Source organism: Nostoc sp. UHCC 0870 (assembly GCF_022063185.1).
Classification (GTDB): Bacteria; Cyanobacteriota; Cyanobacteriia; order Cyanobacteriales; family Nostocaceae; genus Trichormus.
Genome location: NZ_CP091913.1, coordinates 902,603 through 916,141 on the forward strand (window position 1 = coordinate 902,603; position 13,539 = coordinate 916,141).

The 13,539-nt window shown below is 45.1% G+C and carries 24 protein-coding genes; all 24 read right to left on the minus strand.

What is annotated here, in order from left to right; translation table 11 throughout:
- Nucleotides 1–82: 82 nt before the first annotated feature.
- The 24 genes from rpsI to rplV all read right to left on the minus strand — a co-directional run bounded on the left by rpsI (nt 83) and on the right by rplV (nt 13,477).
- Nucleotides 83–499 carry a 30S ribosomal protein S9 gene (gene rpsI / locus L6494_RS03895; protein ID WP_190707507.1) on the minus strand — a complete coding sequence of 139 codons (417 nt, stop codon included), beginning with the start codon at nt 497–499 and terminating at the stop codon, nt 83–85.
- The gene (rplM, locus tag L6494_RS03900) at nt 499–954 is read right to left on the minus strand and encodes a 50S ribosomal protein L13 (RefSeq protein ID WP_237991542.1); all 456 of its coding nucleotides are present in this window, start codon (nt 952–954) and stop codon (nt 499–501) included. The genes rpsI and rplM overlap by 1 nt, the downstream gene beginning before the upstream one ends.
- Nucleotides 955–970: 16 nt before the next feature.
- Nucleotides 971–1,876 (minus strand): tRNA pseudouridine(38-40) synthase TruA, encoded by a 906-nt coding sequence (truA, locus tag L6494_RS03905; RefSeq protein ID WP_237991543.1) that lies wholly within the window; start codon nt 1,874–1,876, stop codon nt 971–973.
- Nucleotides 1,877–1,957: 81 nt separating this feature from the next.
- Nucleotides 1,958–2,308, minus strand: coding sequence for a 50S ribosomal protein L17 (gene rplQ, locus L6494_RS03910; protein WP_237991544.1), 351 nt, complete (start codon nt 2,306–2,308; stop codon nt 1,958–1,960).
- 34 nt (nt 2,309–2,342) lie between these two features.
- Nucleotides 2,343–3,290: a DNA-directed RNA polymerase subunit alpha gene (locus L6494_RS03915; RefSeq protein WP_237991545.1), complete on the minus strand. Its 948-nt coding sequence runs from the start codon at nt 3,288–3,290 to the stop codon at nt 2,343–2,345.
- A gap of 346 nt (nt 3,291–3,636) precedes the next feature.
- Nucleotides 3,637–4,032 carry a 30S ribosomal protein S11 gene (gene rpsK, locus L6494_RS03920; protein WP_010998331.1) on the minus strand — a complete coding sequence of 132 codons (396 nt, stop codon included), beginning with the start codon at nt 4,030–4,032 and terminating at the stop codon, nt 3,637–3,639.
- 54 nt (nt 4,033–4,086) lie between these two features.
- The gene (gene rpsM / locus L6494_RS03925; RefSeq protein WP_190707492.1) at nt 4,087–4,467 is read right to left on the minus strand and encodes a 30S ribosomal protein S13; all 381 of its coding nucleotides are present in this window, start codon (nt 4,465–4,467) and stop codon (nt 4,087–4,089) included.
- 119 nt (nt 4,468–4,586) lie between these two features.
- On the minus strand, nt 4,587–4,700 hold the full coding sequence (gene rpmJ / locus L6494_RS03930) for a 50S ribosomal protein L36 (protein WP_015129703.1): 114 nt from the start codon (nt 4,698–4,700) through the stop codon (nt 4,587–4,589).
- Between the two features lie 116 nt (nt 4,701–4,816).
- Nucleotides 4,817–5,041 carry a translation initiation factor IF-1 gene (gene infA, locus L6494_RS03935; RefSeq protein WP_006196724.1) on the minus strand — a complete coding sequence of 75 codons (225 nt, stop codon included), beginning with the start codon at nt 5,039–5,041 and terminating at the stop codon, nt 4,817–4,819.
- 179 nt (nt 5,042–5,220) lie between these two features.
- Nucleotides 5,221–5,775: an adenylate kinase gene (locus tag L6494_RS03940; protein WP_237991546.1), complete on the minus strand. Its 555-nt coding sequence runs from the start codon at nt 5,773–5,775 to the stop codon at nt 5,221–5,223.
- The gene (secY, locus tag L6494_RS03945) at nt 5,775–7,088 is read right to left on the minus strand and encodes a preprotein translocase subunit SecY (RefSeq protein WP_237991547.1); all 1,314 of its coding nucleotides are present in this window, start codon (nt 7,086–7,088) and stop codon (nt 5,775–5,777) included. The genes L6494_RS03940 and secY overlap by 1 nt, the downstream gene beginning before the upstream one ends.
- A gap of 71 nt (nt 7,089–7,159) precedes the next feature.
- Entirely contained in the window at nt 7,160–7,606 is a 447-nt protein-coding gene (gene rplO, locus L6494_RS03950; protein ID WP_237991548.1) for a 50S ribosomal protein L15, read from the minus strand.
- A 45-nt stretch (nt 7,607–7,651) separates the two neighbouring features.
- Nucleotides 7,652–8,179: a 30S ribosomal protein S5 gene (rpsE, locus tag L6494_RS03955; RefSeq protein ID WP_190707482.1), complete on the minus strand. Its 528-nt coding sequence runs from the start codon at nt 8,177–8,179 to the stop codon at nt 7,652–7,654.
- 94 nt (nt 8,180–8,273) lie between these two features.
- Nucleotides 8,274–8,636: a 50S ribosomal protein L18 gene (gene rplR, locus L6494_RS03960; RefSeq protein WP_237991549.1), complete on the minus strand. Its 363-nt coding sequence runs from the start codon at nt 8,634–8,636 to the stop codon at nt 8,274–8,276.
- Between the two features lie 2 nt (nt 8,637–8,638).
- Entirely contained in the window at nt 8,639–9,187 is a 549-nt protein-coding gene (gene rplF / locus L6494_RS03965) for a 50S ribosomal protein L6 (protein WP_237991550.1), read from the minus strand.
- A gap of 181 nt (nt 9,188–9,368) precedes the next feature.
- Nucleotides 9,369–9,770 carry a 30S ribosomal protein S8 gene (gene rpsH / locus L6494_RS03970; protein ID WP_190707475.1) on the minus strand — a complete coding sequence of 134 codons (402 nt, stop codon included), beginning with the start codon at nt 9,768–9,770 and terminating at the stop codon, nt 9,369–9,371.
- Between the two features lie 20 nt (nt 9,771–9,790).
- On the minus strand, nt 9,791–10,339 hold the full coding sequence (gene rplE / locus L6494_RS03975; RefSeq protein ID WP_190707472.1) for a 50S ribosomal protein L5: 549 nt from the start codon (nt 10,337–10,339) through the stop codon (nt 9,791–9,793).
- A gap of 218 nt (nt 10,340–10,557) precedes the next feature.
- Entirely contained in the window at nt 10,558–10,908 is a 351-nt protein-coding gene (gene rplX / locus L6494_RS03980; protein WP_237991551.1) for a 50S ribosomal protein L24, read from the minus strand.
- Nucleotides 10,908–11,276, minus strand: coding sequence for a 50S ribosomal protein L14 (rplN, locus tag L6494_RS03985; protein ID WP_237991552.1), 369 nt, complete (start codon nt 11,274–11,276; stop codon nt 10,908–10,910). The genes rplX and rplN overlap by 1 nt, the downstream gene beginning before the upstream one ends.
- A 25-nt stretch (nt 11,277–11,301) precedes the next feature.
- A complete protein-coding gene (gene rpsQ / locus L6494_RS03990; RefSeq protein ID WP_103140480.1) occupies nt 11,302–11,553 on the minus strand; it encodes a 30S ribosomal protein S17 in 252 nt (83 codons plus the stop codon).
- Nucleotides 11,554–11,559: 6 nt separating this feature from the next.
- Nucleotides 11,560–11,787, minus strand: a complete 228-nt coding sequence (gene rpmC, locus L6494_RS03995) for a 50S ribosomal protein L29 (RefSeq protein ID WP_237991553.1) — start codon at nt 11,785–11,787, stop codon at nt 11,560–11,562.
- Between the two features lie 3 nt (nt 11,788–11,790).
- Entirely contained in the window at nt 11,791–12,216 is a 426-nt protein-coding gene (gene rplP / locus L6494_RS04000) for a 50S ribosomal protein L16 (protein ID WP_237991554.1), read from the minus strand.
- A 100-nt stretch (nt 12,217–12,316) separates the two neighbouring features.
- A complete protein-coding gene (rpsC, locus tag L6494_RS04005; protein WP_190707458.1) occupies nt 12,317–13,066 on the minus strand; it encodes a 30S ribosomal protein S3 in 750 nt (249 codons plus the stop codon).
- Between the two features lie 51 nt (nt 13,067–13,117).
- Nucleotides 13,118–13,477, minus strand: coding sequence for a 50S ribosomal protein L22 (rplV, locus tag L6494_RS04010; protein ID WP_237991555.1), 360 nt, complete (start codon nt 13,475–13,477; stop codon nt 13,118–13,120).
- Nucleotides 13,478–13,539 lie beyond the last annotated feature (62 nt).

Genomic DNA, 13,539 nt, shown 5'->3' on the forward strand with positions numbered 1-13,539 from the left:
GACTGGTTAAATTGAAACCCAATCCAAAATCCACTCATTGAATTGCCCAATGCCCAGTAACCAATCCCCCATCCCCAATCGCTTATCGCTTGGAGTATTGAGGAGCTTTCCGGGCTTTGTGCAAACCATATTTTTTCCGTTCTTTTGCCCTGGGATCGCGGGTTAAGTAACCTTCGACTTTTAAAGGTGGACGGTTTTCTGGGTCTAGTTGGCATAAAGCGCGGGCTACTCCCAAGCGCACAGAGTCAGCTTGTCCAGTTAAGCCGCCGCCTTCTGCTTTGACTAAAATGTCGTATTCGTTTTCAAGTCCCAATGTTTCCAAAGGAGCTTTGATGACTCCCAGATAATTGGCGTTGAATTGAAAGTACAAGTCTCCAGGCTTGCCATTCACAATCATTTGACCGCTACCGGGAACTAAGCGTACCCGTGCTACTGCGGATTTACGGCGACCAGTACCCCAATACACGGCACGTCCGCTATTTGCTTCTGCTACTACCATTAATTTTCTGCTCCGGGAATTGTATTAATGTTGATTTCCGTTGGTTTTTGGGCTTCGTGGGGATGTGTAGGCCCAACGTAAACTTTTAGTTTAGTAAACAACTGCCTACCCAAGCTATTTTTCGGTAACATACCTTTGACAGCTTGTTCCAGGATTCTTTCTGGTAAACGCTGTTGTAGTTTAGCGAAGGTTTCAGTCTTCATCCCGCCTGGACGACCAGAGTGACGACGATAAAGTTTTTGAGTCCGTTTTTTGCCTGTAACTGCTACTTTTTCAGCATTCACAACAATCACGAAGTCCCCTGTATCTAGGTGGGGGGTATAGTGAGGTTTGTTTTTGCCTCTTAAAATCATGGCGATTTCGCTGGCGAGGCGACCGAGACGTTTATCAGTAGCATCTACTATGTACCAATCACGCTCAAGAGATGCTTGAGGAGGGACGTAGGTTTTACTCATGTTTGTTGATCCTTTGTCATTTTTTTTGGGAGTCCGTAGTTAAGAGTCCATAGTCCATAGTAAAAGCATTGGACTCTTGACTTTTAACTAATGACTCTTGACTAATAGCTAATTTTGGCATGGTGTCATACCAAACATCAGGGGAAAAGGGGAAATCTGGATATCCGACCCGCAACAAGCATAAGCCTTGTGGGGGTGCGGCGTATTTGACTTCTAAGCGGCGTTGCTCTTTCCAGATGTCGGTGAAACTAGCCAGGGTTCTTTTTCCAGAACCTACTTGTACTAGCATTCCTACCAACAGCCGCACCATGCCATATAAAAATCCATCTGCCTGAATTTCAATATGGATAAATGGGCCTTGACGATGACACTCTGCTGCTTGTACTTCCACCCAGGAATGCGATCGCTTTGACCCTGCTCGGTGAAAAGCTGCCAAGTCGTGCTTTCCCAAAAGTGGTTGCAGTGCAGCTTGGATGAGTGATTCATCTAAGGGCGGATGATAATAATGCCAACTGAAGGGTTTCACAAACAAGTTGGAACAACCTTCAGTATAGATGGTGTAGCGATACCGTCGATACGCTGCACTAAAGCGAGAGTGCCAATGGTCACTCACACTTGCTGAAGCCCTGATTAATATATCTTCGGGCAGATAACTATTTAAGACTGCCGCCCACTTATGAGCAGGGATAAAACCTGTAGCATCAAAATGGGCTACCTGAGCAGCAGCGTGAACTCCGCTATCGGTACGCCCAGCACCGTGGAGTGTGACATGATAGCCAAGAATTTTGGCGATCGCTGTTTCGATATCTTCTTGAACTGTGCGGTGCTGCTTTTGTCTTTGCCAGCCATGAAAATGAGTGCCTAGGTATTGAATTACCAAGGCTACTCGCTGAGTCGGTGTTGGCTGGTGGCTTGCTAACATAGAATTTTGTTGAGTGCTGGGTGCTGAGTGCTGAGTGCTGAGTAAAAATACTAGACTCCTGCCTTTTGCCTCCCGCTTTCTCTACACTAGTTCAATGATTGCCATCTCAGCTTTATCTCCCCGCCGAGGTACGGTATGGAGGATACGGGTGTAACCACCTTGACGATTACCATACCGAGTTGGGGCTTGCTCAAATAGAGCATGAACTAGCTGTTTGTCGTAGATATAACCTAGAGCTTCTCTACGTGCTGTCAATGAACCGCTTTTAGCGAGAGTAATCATTTTTTCTACTTCACTGCGTAGCACTTTAGCTCGCACTAAAGTAGTGGTAATCCGTCCATGACGGATCAGTTCAGTAGTGAGCGCACGCAACAGGGCGCGACGCTGGTCAGTTGGTTTACCAAGTTTTTTAACCCGACAACGGTGACGCATAAAAATCTACTTTGAAAGTATGAACGGTTTTGGTTTAGCTGCTTTTAGAGCTTCTTTCTTGGGGTAAGGTAATACCTAAGCGGCGTTGTAAAGCTTCTACTACCTCTTCTGCTGACTTCTGACCGAAGTTTTTAATCTCTAACAGGTCTTCTTGGGTGAAATCCAACAAGTCTGCTACAGAGTTAACCTGCGCCCGCTTGAGACAGTTGTAAGCCCGCACTGAAAGTTGTAACTCTTCGATGGGGATCTGAGCAGTTGGATCGTCTGGAATATCGGAACTGGTATCTGTAGGTTCTAGGGAGATATCTTTCAAGGGGTTGAATAGGTCTACCAGAATCCCAGCTGCTGAAGATAGGGCTTCTTGGGGTGAAAGACCACCATTTGTCCAAACTTCTATCAGGAGTCTGTCTTTGGTAATCGATCCGTCTACACGAGCTTCCTCAACGCTATAGTTAACTTTCCGCACTGGCATAAATACCGAGTCGATTTGCAAAAAGTCCAAGGATGTGGCTTCCTCGCGTCCTCTTTCTACGGTGCGATAGCCTTTACCTCTCTCGATCCGAAATTCCATTTCCAGCTTGCCGCCTTCTGCAATGGTGGCTATATACTGGGTAGGATCTATGACCTCTACTTCACTGGGCAAATCAAAATGTGCCGATGTAACTGTTGCAGGTCCGTTCACAAGTAACCGACCAATTTGGGGTTGAGAGGAGTAATTTTTGAGAATTACTTCCTTCATTCGCATGAGGATTTCTAATACATCTTCACGCACACCCGGAACTGTTGCAAACTCGTGTGTAACCCCGGCAATTCTGACTGCTGTAACTGCTGTTCCCTCTAAATTTGATAGTAAAACCCGTCTTAGCGCGTTGCCAACTGTTGTTCCTTGACCACGTTCTAGGGGTTCTAAGATAAACTTACTGTAATGACTCCGACTTTCTTCTGTACTGGAATCTACACATTCAATTTGAAATTGCGCCACGGAGTAGCCTCCCTTATTTAAGGTGCTGCTAGCAGGCAAATTGATTGCCTCTGGAATTTAATTTATTGCCTTGGGCTGGCTTTCGGTGGATCAAACTGCCAACTTCTCAGAGCAGCCATGTTTGATCTGCCTATTAAGCTTACGGGCATTCACTATAGTTTTGGGTGATTTGAACTCTAGCAGCCCTCCCAAATGGAAGAGCTGATCTAATTTTCCTCACCCCAGCCATTGAAAGTTGTTTACATACCACCCCGCTTGATAGGTTGTCAAGTCAACTTACCAGCAGTAATTACAGGTGATTTTCGTTGCTAAAACTGCTTACCTTCACTGGCCAAAAGTTTTGGATCTACACTCGGCGGCGTTTGGGAGGACGGCAGCCATTGTGAGGAATTGGTGTAATATCACGAATGAGTGTAATTTCTAGTCCTGCTCCTTGGAGAGCGCGAATCGCAGTTTCTCGTCCTGCTCCTGGGCCACTCACCATTACCTCAATTTGGCGCATCCCTTGGTCTATAGCTCTGCGGGCGGCACTTTCAGCAGCTGTTTGCGCTGCAAAAGGTGTTCCCTTCTTTGCACCTTTGAACCCACTAGAACCAGCACTTGCCCAGGAGATGACATCTCCATTTTGATCGGTAATAGTGACAATGCTATTGTTGAAAGTAGACTGGATGTAGGCCATCCCGTTGGGGACGTTACGCTTCTGTTTCTTACTCCCAGATTTTTTAGTCGGTTGTCTCGCCATATTTGTTCAGTTAATTTAAAGGAAAACTTGCTGAGGTTAGCAAGCATGGGAAAATTACTTACCAGGAGCTTTCTTCTTACCAGCCACTGTCTGCCTTCTACCCCGACGGGTTCTAGCATTAGTGCGAGTTCTTTGTCCTCTGACTGGTAAGCCCATCCGGTGACGGCGACCTCTATAAGTACCGATGTCAACCAATCGCTTGATGTTCAGCGATTCCCAGCGTCGCAAGTCACCTTCAACTTGATAGTTGCTTTCTATTTCTGCCCGCAAGGAGGCAACATCAGCATCGCTTAATTCTTTGACACGGGTATCAGGATTAACTCCTGTAGCTGCCAGAATTGCTTGCGACCTTGTTAATCCAATTCCGTAAATATAGGTTAGACCAATCTCAACGCGTTTGTCGCGTGGTAGGTCTACTCCGGCAATACGTGCCACAATTAATCTCTCCCTATTGTTATCGCAGTTGCTGATCGAAAAACGCAGTTTACACGTTTATACTTTTTTCAGTGATGATTGATGTTTGGTTTCACGCCAATCTTCAGAGTTTGAGAAGACTATCCTTGACGTTGTTTATGTTTAGGGTTGACGCAAATCACCATGACGCGACCACGACGTTTGATCACGTTACACTTTTCACAAATTTTCTTGACTGAGGCTCTGACTTTCATGCCTTTTGCAAATGACTCCAAATATTAAATTATAGCATTTCTAGGAAAATTTATTCAATTAAGTAAATGGGTAACACCCAAATAAATTGTTTTGTGGTAGACTTCCATACATATATCTACTTTTTCCGCAGCCGATAAGTGATTCTGCCTTTGCTGAGGTCGTAGGGAGTAAGTTCCACTTTGACGCGATCGCCAGGCAAAATCTTGATGTAGTTGCGTCTGATTTTCCCAGAAATGTGTGCTAGAACGTTAAATCCATTGTCCAAATCAACCCGAAACATCGCATTTGGCAATGATTCGGTGACCGTGCCTTCCATTTCAATCAAATCTTGCTTAGACAAGTTTTTCCCTCAATTCAACAATTTTTTGTTCGGTCGCAGCACTCCTCTGCAAGAGAACACAGTTAGATAAATATATCAACAGTTTATTAATATATCTTAGCTAAATATCGGTGGGCATTTGGAACAAAAGGGAGTAGTGGGTTTTTTGAATTCTCGACCTCCTACCCCCTGACTACAGTCTATGAACCTACTACAGTTTGTAATTCAACAGTGACTTCTGCTTGGGATTGGTCGCCATTGACAGTTAGGAGTTTATGGCGATCGCGGTAATAATCAATTAATGGTGCGGTTTCGTTCCGGTAAACTTCGAGACGACGACGAATTACTTCTTCGCTATCGTCTTTACGTCCTCTATCCAGTAAACGTGCTACCACAACTGCATCTGGTGCATCTAAATTGATTACTCTTTCGCCACCTTGACCAGTTTTTTGCAGCAATTCCTCTAAGAAAGCTGCTTGTGTTACCTTGCGGGGAAACCCATCTAAAATCCAGCCAGATTTGGCATCTTGTTGATCTAGACGTTCCGCTACTAGGTCTTGTACCAACTGGTCAGGAACTAACTCACCACTATTAACATAGCTTTGAGCTTTAATTCCTAAAGGAGTTTGCTCTTTCATGGCTTCCCTCAATATTTCCCCAGTGGAAATATGAGGTATATGTAAGTGTTCTGCCAAAATTTGAGCTTGCGTTCCTTTACCTGCTCCAGGTGGCCCCAAGAAGATTAATCGCGTCACTATTGCTTCACCATTCCTTCATATCGCTGAGAGATTACATAGGTTTGGACTTGTTTAGCTGTATCGATTGCCACACCAACCAGAATCAGCAAAGATGTAGCACCTAGTCCTCTAAAGGTTGGTACTTTCAAAGCACTTTCGACCGCCGTGGGAATAATGGCAACCAAGCCCAAAAATATCGCGCCTAAAAAAGTGAGTCGGTTGATAACTCGCTCAATATACTCACTTGTAGCTTTTCCTGGGCGAATTCCAGGAATACTAGAACCCATCTTCTTCAAGTTCTGCGCTACATCAACTGGGTTGACAATCAATGAAGAGTAGAAGTAGCTGAAGAAAACAATTGATGTTAAATAGACTAGAGCATAAACCCAAGGTGCAGAACCACCAGGACTCAAATAGGTGTTGACAATATTTGCCAGTTCAGGGTTTTTAGTGAAGTTAGCAATTAACAAAGGCAAACTGAGAATGGCAGCCGCAAAAATAATCGGCATGACACCGCCAGAGTTGAGCCGCAGGGGTAAATAGCTGCGTTGTTCTGCTAATACTCTTCTACCTACCTGACGACGGGCTGAAATAATGGGGATACGGCGGATTCCTTCCTGAACAAAGACAATACCAACGATTGTCACGAGGAAGACCAACACCAACACAATTACCCGTCCAACTATTTCTCTACCACCAACTTGCACCAAGTCAATGGTGTCACCCAAAGATTTAGGCAGGGAAGCAACAATGTTGACGAAAATCAACAAAGATGCACCATTGCCAATACCACGTTCTGTGATCAGTTCCGAAGCCCACATCACAAACATAGAACCGGCTGTTAGGGCGATCGCTGTTTCCGCTACAAATATAGGTCCGGGATTTAAGGCAAACTGTTGCAGAAATAAAGCCGAGAAAGCCACACTTTGAACAATTGCCCAACCTACAGTGACATAGCGTGTGATTTGGGAAATTTTCCGCCGACCAGCTTCGCCTTCGTTTTTCTGTAAATTTTCTAAAGTTGGAATGGCCGCCGTCAGCAATTGAATGATAATGGACGCATTAATAAAGGGCAAAATCCCTAAAGCAAAGACCCCTAAAGTGGAAAGTCCCCGCCCAGAGAAAATATCCAATAAACCGAATATAGAATTATTGCCCGATATGGCTTCAGCGAACCTACTTCTATCAATTCCTGGTACGGGTAAAAAGATACCCAGGCGAACCAAAATTAAAATACCGACAGTGACAAGCAGCCTACCTCTCAGTCCAGCTGCTTGTGCCATCTGCATAAAAGTTTCTTGAGCCGTTGGGGCTTTATCTCGACTGATCATAGAGTGCTACCTTTATCGTGAACCACGCGCTGGAAGCAAGTTAGCTAGTATTTTAAGTGCGCTGTTCTGGCTCAACCTAAAACTTCACAACTCCCTCCAACCGCCTCAATTTTGCTCCGAGCTTGTCCTGTAAAAGCTGCTGCTTTCACTGTAAGTGCCACGCCTATTTCCCCATTACCCAAGATTTTCAATGGGCCTTTGGCAGCAGTCAAAATACCTGCGGCTCTTAAGGATTCCAATGTTACTTCTGTATTGGCAGGAAGAGCGGCTAACTTCTCTACATTAATCGTAGTGTAAATTTTCCGATTAACTAAAGGAAAGCCCTTGAGTTTAGGTATACGGCGGTACAATGGCTGTTGACCACCTTCAAAACCAGGGCGAGTACCGCTACCAGATCGAGATTTTTGACCTCTCATCCCTAGACCAGCACTAGCACCTTGTCCAGCAGCAATACCTCTACCTACACGGCGACGGCGTTTTTTAGAGCCTTTTTGGGGCTTAACATCGTTAAGTCTCATGATGTAATTGACACCTGTTTACACAAACAATTTGTAACAGTAGCTCTACTGAATGTAGAGCTTTTCAATAGCAATGCCTCTGTCTTCAGCGACTTCAGTCAAGGTACGCAGGGTAGATAAGGCGTTGACTGCGGCTCTAGCATTGTTGAGTGGGTTATTAGAGCCAAGTTGTTTAGCCAAAACGTTACGCACGCCAGCTAATTCCAAGACTGTGCGGACAGCACCCCCAGCAATTACCCCAGTACCAGGTGCGGCTGGGCGCATCATCACTTTCGCGCCACCACCAACACCATCAATGGGGTGTGGAATGGAGTTTGATTTGGTGATGGGGATGTCAATTAGGTGTTTTTTGCCATCAGCGACACCTTTTTTCACAGCTCCAATCACATCAGAGGCTTTACCTACTCCCACACCCACTTGACCGCGTTCGTTACCAACGACCACGATCGCCCGGAAGCTGAGTTTTTTACCACCTTTGACGACCTTGCTCACCCGTCGGATCTGAATTACCCGCTCTTGCCAGGTGGTTTCTTCTTTTTTTGTGCGGTTAGCTTTACGACGACCAGTTGCCATAATCTATGTTCTCTATTTAGTCAATAGTCAATAGTCAGCAGTCAATAGTCAATAGTCAATTACTTTTGACTTTTGACCTGAGACTTTTGACTGTTTAAAAATCTAAACCAGCCTCGCGTGCGGCTTCGGCTAGTGCTTTGATTCGACCATGATATAAGTTACCACCGCGATCAAAAACGACTTTGCTAATGCCTTTTTCTAGCGATCGCACTGCAATCAATTTACCAACTTGTGCGGATGCTTCACAGGTAGCACCTGAAGCCAAATTAGATTTCAAATCTGCTTCTAAAGTTGATGCTGCTGCTAAAGTTTGATGCTGCGTGTCATCAATTATTTGAGCATAAATATGCTCATTCGAGCGGAATACCGCTAACCGTGGGCGTTCTGATGAACCTTTGACTTTGCCCCGGATGCGTCTGTGACGACGCTGTTTTGATTCTTTACGAGTAAGTTTCATGTTTACTTCTTACCACCCTTACCAGTCTTACCAGCTTTACGTCTGACCACTTCGCCTGCATAGCGAATACCTTTACCCTTATAAGGTTCAGGTGGACGAACGGCGCGAACTTTGGCTGCTGTATTCCCTACTATTTCTTTGTCATAACCACTGACTATGACGTTGGTGTTATTTTCTACAGCAAACTGAATTCCTTCAGGTGGCACAATTTGGACTTGATGGCTAAAACCCATATTGAGAACTAGGTTACGCCCTTGCACTTGCGCCCGATAACCCACACCTTGGATTTCTAAGCGTTGTTGAAACCCTTGAGAAACTCCCTCGACCATATTGGCGACTAAAGTCCGGCTCAAGCCGTGCATTTGTCTGGAGGTGCGAGATTCATCCTTACGAGTTACTTGTAATATTTCCCCTTCTTGAGAAACTATGACATTAGCTGGCAAATTCCGGGAAAGTTCACCTTTAGGGCCTTTCACGACAACATTTGAGCCATCAATAGTCACTTGTACTTTGGCGGGAATAGTAATTGGACGTTTACCAATACGAGACATGACTTTTTGTCCTTTGTCCTTTATCCTTTTTCAGTTGTTTTTCAGTGTGGTCTGCTCTACGGGAGGCCACGTCAAGGGGTTTTTCCCGTGATTAACTGACATTCCCTTTCGCATTAGCAGAGGGTAGGGCTTCTCGTGAGGAGAAGATTACCTTAAGGGACAGTTGACAACTGATAATTCACTACCAAACGTAGCAGAGTATTTCACCACCGACGTTCTGACGACGGGCTTCACGGTCAGTCATAATGCCACTAGATGTGGAAATTATGGCAATGCCAATACCGCCGAGTACCCTTGGTAATTCTTTTCTGTTGGAGTAAACACGTAAACCTGGTTTACTCACCCGTTTCAATGCAGTAATCAGGGGTTGACGATTTTTACCTTTGTATTTCAAAGAAATTACTAGGTTACGTTTTACGCCTTCACCGTCTTCTGCAATTTCCGCAATGAAGCCTTCTTCCTGTAGCACTTTAGCAATACTACGGGTCATTTTTGTGGCTGGCACGTGTGTAATCTGATGCCTTGCCATGTTGGCATTGCGGATGCGCGTCAGCATATCTGCAATTGTGTCGTTAGCCGCCATCGTTCCCTCTTTAGATGAACTTATTGATCGCGAAAGGGCATTCCAAATTCTTTAAGTAAAGCGCGTCCCTCTTCGTCGTTTTTTGCTGTGGTGATAATGGAAATATCTAAACCACGGACTTGATCGATGCTATCGTATTCGATTTCTGGAAAGATTAACTGTTCTCTTACGCCGAGAGTATAGTTACCGCGACCATCAAAGCTTTTGGGGCTGATACCGCGAAAGTCTCTAATTCTAGGCAGTGTCAAGCTAATTAATCGGTCGAAAAAGGCATACATTTTCTCGCCTCTGAGCGTCACCATGATGCCAACAGGCATACCCTGACGAATCTTGAAGCCAGCGATCGCTTTTTTCGCTCTTGTCACCACTGGTTTTTGACCGGTGATCACTGCAATTTCGTTTAAGGACGCTTCTAGGGACTTAGCATTTTGAGCCGCTTCTCCCAAACCTCTGTTAATAGTTACTTTCACCAACTTTGGCACTTGATGAACGTTGGTGTATTCAAACTGATTAATCAGTTTGGGGACGATTGTCTCTTGATATAAGGTTTTGAGTCTTGTTGTCGCCATAGTTTTTTGTCCTGATTTTCCCTGGTCTTGGTCAGGGACACTTTAATTTCAGATTTTAGATTTGAGATTAAATTTACAATCTAAAATCTCAAGTTGGTAAATCCTCTACTAAGCAATTCAAAATTCAAAATTCAAAATTCAAAATTAAGAAACCGAATCAAAGTCAGAAACGCATTCGTTACTTTTGTCTTTTGCCTTTTTACTTTTGGTTTCTTGTCCTAGCTGTCGAGAATTTCACCAGTTTTCTTGAGTTTCCTGACTTTCTTCCCTTCGGAGGTGAAAGTGTAGCAGATACGACTAGCAACGTTTTGCTTGGTGGAATAAAGCATGACGTTAGAGCTATGAATCGGAGCTTCTTGAGTGGAAATCCGCCCTGATTCCCCTTCTTGTTGGGGTTTCACGTGCTTAGTTTTAATATTGACACCTTTGACAATGACTTTACTCAGTTGAGGAAATGTTTTAATCACTTCGCCAACTTTGCCTTTGTCTTTGCCAGCAATTATCTGCACTGTGTCTCCAGTTTTGACGTGCATTTTCTGGAATCTAGGTTGATCCTTTTGGTTGGCCATTACAGCACCTCCGGAGCAAGAGAAACGATTTTAGTAAAGCTTTTTTCGCGCAATTCCCGTGCTACTGGGCCAAATACCCGTGTGCCTCTGGGATTACCTTCTTTATTGATAATGACGGCAGCATTGTCGTCAAAACGAATGCTCATACCACTATCACGACTGATGTTGTGGCGGGTGCGAACAATCACAGCTTCGACAACATCAGATTTTTTGACTGCCATGTTAGGAATAGCATCTTTCACAACGGCGATAATTCTGTCGCCCACAAAACCGTAACGTCTGTTACCCGCGCCTAGGACACGAATACACATCAGTTTGCGTGCGCCGCTATTATCTGCCACATTCAGGTAAGTTTGGGGTTGAATCACAATTGGTCTCCCTTATGCACAACTATCAAGTTGTAGCTTTAGTGTTGAGGATTTCTGCCACTTGCCAGCGTTTGGTTTTGCTCAGGGGTCTAGTTTCCTGAATCCGCACGCGATCGCCCACTTTGCACTTATTTTCTTCATCGTGAGCTTTATAGCGGCGTGTTTTGACTACAATCTTGCCGTACTTGGGATGGGGAGCGCGGTTTTCAATGGCAACAACCACTGTTTTTTGCATTTTATCGCTCACTACCAAGCCAACTCGTTCTTTGATTGCCATAATCTCCTACTTTTCTTCTTGAGGCGGTTGACTTGCTGCCCGTTTCCTTTCTCCTTCTACTGTTAGTAGTTGGGCTAGGCGATGGCGAGCATGGCGGAACTGGTGGGGTTTTTCTAACTGTCTGGTGGCCTTTTGCAAGCGCAACTGAAACAGTTGTCTTTTGACGTTGATAATTTCCTCAGCCAGCTTTTCGTCACTTAATTCTCTAGCTTCTGCAATTTTGGGAAGAGGCATAACCTACTCCTGCTCCTCTACTTGAGATCGCACAATAAATTTGGTCTTGATGGGTAGCTTGTATGCCGCTAAACGCATGGCTTCACGAGCTATTTCTTCAGTCACGCCGGCGATTTCAAATAAGATCCGCCCTGGCTTGACTACTGCTACCCAAAACTCTGGATTACCTTTACCTGAACCCATCCGGGTTTCAGCCGGACGCATGGTTACGGGTTTATCTGGGAAAATCCGAATCCAGATTTTACCACCCCGGCGGATGTAGCGTGTCATTGCTCGACGGGAAGCCTCAATTTGTCGAGAGGTGATCCAAGCTGGTTCTTGAGCTTGGAGTGCAAAATCTCCAAAGTTGAGGGTACTCCCACGGTGGGCTAAACCTCCCATCCGTCCGCGCTGTTGTTTGCGGAATTTAGTTCTTCTAGGACTTAACATGACTTTTACTAGGGATTAGGGATGAGGGATTGGGGATTAAGGATGAGGGATTGGGTGCGGTTTTTTGCCCAGTCACCATTCACCAGTCGCCATTCCCCTTTTATCCTTCATTGGAACGGTCTTCAAACTGCTGACGACGACGCTGTTGTTGACGGCGGCGAGGTTCACGAGTTGTTGGTTGGGATGGGGCTTCTTCCTGTCCAGGAATAATTTCTCCCTTGAATACCCACACTTTGATCCCCAAAATGCCGTAAACGGTTTTGGCTGTGCAGTAAGAGTAGTCAATGTCAGCCCGTAAGGTATGGAGGGGTACTCTACCCTCACGAGTCCACTCGGTTCGGGCAATTTCTGCACCGTTGAGCCGACCACCGACTTGCACTTTAATGCCTTGAATACCTGCACGTTGAGCGCGTTGAATTGCTTGTCTCACTACCCGACGGAAAGAAACACGACGTTCTAGTTGTTGAGCAATATATTCAGCAATTAAGTAGGCATCAGCATCAACTTTTTGGACTTCCACTACGTTGATGCGGATTTGGCGATGACCACCGAGCAAGTCTTGTAGTCCTGTCCGCAATGCTTCAATGCCTTGACCACCACGACCTACTACTACCCCTGGGCGAGCAGTACGTACTTCTAGATCGATTTGATCTGCTTTCCGTTCAATCCGCACTTCGGAAATACCAGCATTGTTTTGAGCGTATCTACCCAATTTTTGCTCTATGTATTTACGGAGTTTGTAGTCTTCTTGTAAGAGTTCTGGATAGCGATCGGGTTCGGCAAACCAACGTGATTGGTGTTCTTGGGTAATTCCCAGACGAAAGCCAACTGGATGAATTTTCTGTCCCACAAATGTTTCCTCTAAAATTTCTTACTTTACGCAATTTTATGTGTATGTAAATTACTTAGCCTTGGCATCAGCTGCTACAGCTAAGGTGATATGACACGTTGGTTTGCGAATTTGGTAAGCTCTACCTTGCGCTCTAGGTTGGAAACGTTTTAGTACAGGGCCTTGATCAGCAAATGCCTGAGTAATCACTAATTGAGTGCGATCTAATCCTGCATTATGCTCGGCGTTAGCAGCAGCACTTCTCAGGAGCTTCAGCACAGGCTCAGTGGCTCGATAGGGCATAAATTCTAAGATAATCAGTGCCTCTCTATAGGAGCGACCCCGAATTTGATCAAGTACGCGGCGTACTTTGTAGGGAGAGATGCGTATAAAACGGGCGATCGCCTTTACTTCAGTAGTATCAGTAGCCATATGTTTCTCCATTTTGGTCATTGGTTATTGGTCATTTGTCATGCGTCTTCAGCTAATGACTA

Bases quoted from the DNA above. Each gene is read 5' to 3' on its own strand.
- truA (WP_237991543.1), bottom strand. From the start codon at position 1,876: ATGTTAGCAAGCCACCAGCCAACACCGACTCAGCGAGTAGCCTTGGTA.
- rplF (WP_237991550.1), bottom strand. From the start codon at position 9,187: ATGTCTCGTATTGGTAAACGTCCAATTACTATTCCCGCCAAAGTACAA.
- rplR (WP_237991549.1), bottom strand. From the start codon at position 8,636: ATGAAACTTACTCGTAAAGAATCAAAACAGCGTCGTCACAGACGCATC.
- secY (WP_237991547.1), bottom strand. From the start codon at position 7,088: ATGATCAGTCGAGATAAAGCCCCAACGGCTCAAGAAACTTTTATGCAG.
- rplP (WP_237991554.1), bottom strand. From the start codon at position 12,216: ATGTTAAGTCCTAGAAGAACTAAATTCCGCAAACAACAGCGCGGACGG.
- rplM (WP_237991542.1), bottom strand. From the start codon at position 954: ATGAGTAAAACCTACGTCCCTCCTCAAGCATCTCTTGAGCGTGATTGG.
- rpmC (WP_237991553.1), bottom strand. From the start codon at position 11,787: ATGCCTCTTCCCAAAATTGCAGAAGCTAGAGAATTAAGTGACGAAAAG.
- rpsE (WP_190707482.1), bottom strand. From the start codon at position 8,179: ATGGCAACTGGTCGTCGTAAAGCTAACCGCACAAAAAAAGAAGAAACC.
- rpsQ (WP_103140480.1), bottom strand. From the start codon at position 11,553: ATGGCAATCAAAGAACGAGTTGGCTTGGTAGTGAGCGATAAAATGCAA.
- rplO (WP_237991548.1), bottom strand. From the start codon at position 7,606: ATGAGACTTAACGATGTTAAGCCCCAAAAAGGCTCTAAAAAACGCCGT.
- rplQ (WP_237991544.1), bottom strand. From the start codon at position 2,308: ATGCGTCACCGTTGTCGGGTTAAAAAACTTGGTAAACCAACTGACCAG.
- rpsI (WP_190707507.1), bottom strand. From the start codon at position 499: ATGGTAGTAGCAGAAGCAAATAGCGGACGTGCCGTGTATTGGGGTACT.
- rpsH (WP_190707475.1), bottom strand. From the start codon at position 9,770: ATGGCGGCTAACGACACAATTGCAGATATGCTGACGCGCATCCGCAAT.
- rplE (WP_190707472.1), bottom strand. From the start codon at position 10,339: ATGGCGACAACAAGACTCAAAACCTTATATCAAGAGACAATCGTCCCC.
- rpsK (WP_010998331.1), bottom strand. From the start codon at position 4,032: ATGGCGAGACAACCGACTAAAAAATCTGGGAGTAAGAAACAGAAGCGT.
- rplX (WP_237991551.1), bottom strand. From the start codon at position 10,908: ATGGCCAACCAAAAGGATCAACCTAGATTCCAGAAAATGCACGTCAAA.
- rpmJ (WP_015129703.1), bottom strand. From the start codon at position 4,700: ATGAAAGTCAGAGCCTCAGTCAAGAAAATTTGTGAAAAGTGTAACGTG.
- rplV (WP_237991555.1), bottom strand. From the start codon at position 13,477: ATGGCTACTGATACTACTGAAGTAAAGGCGATCGCCCGTTTTATACGC.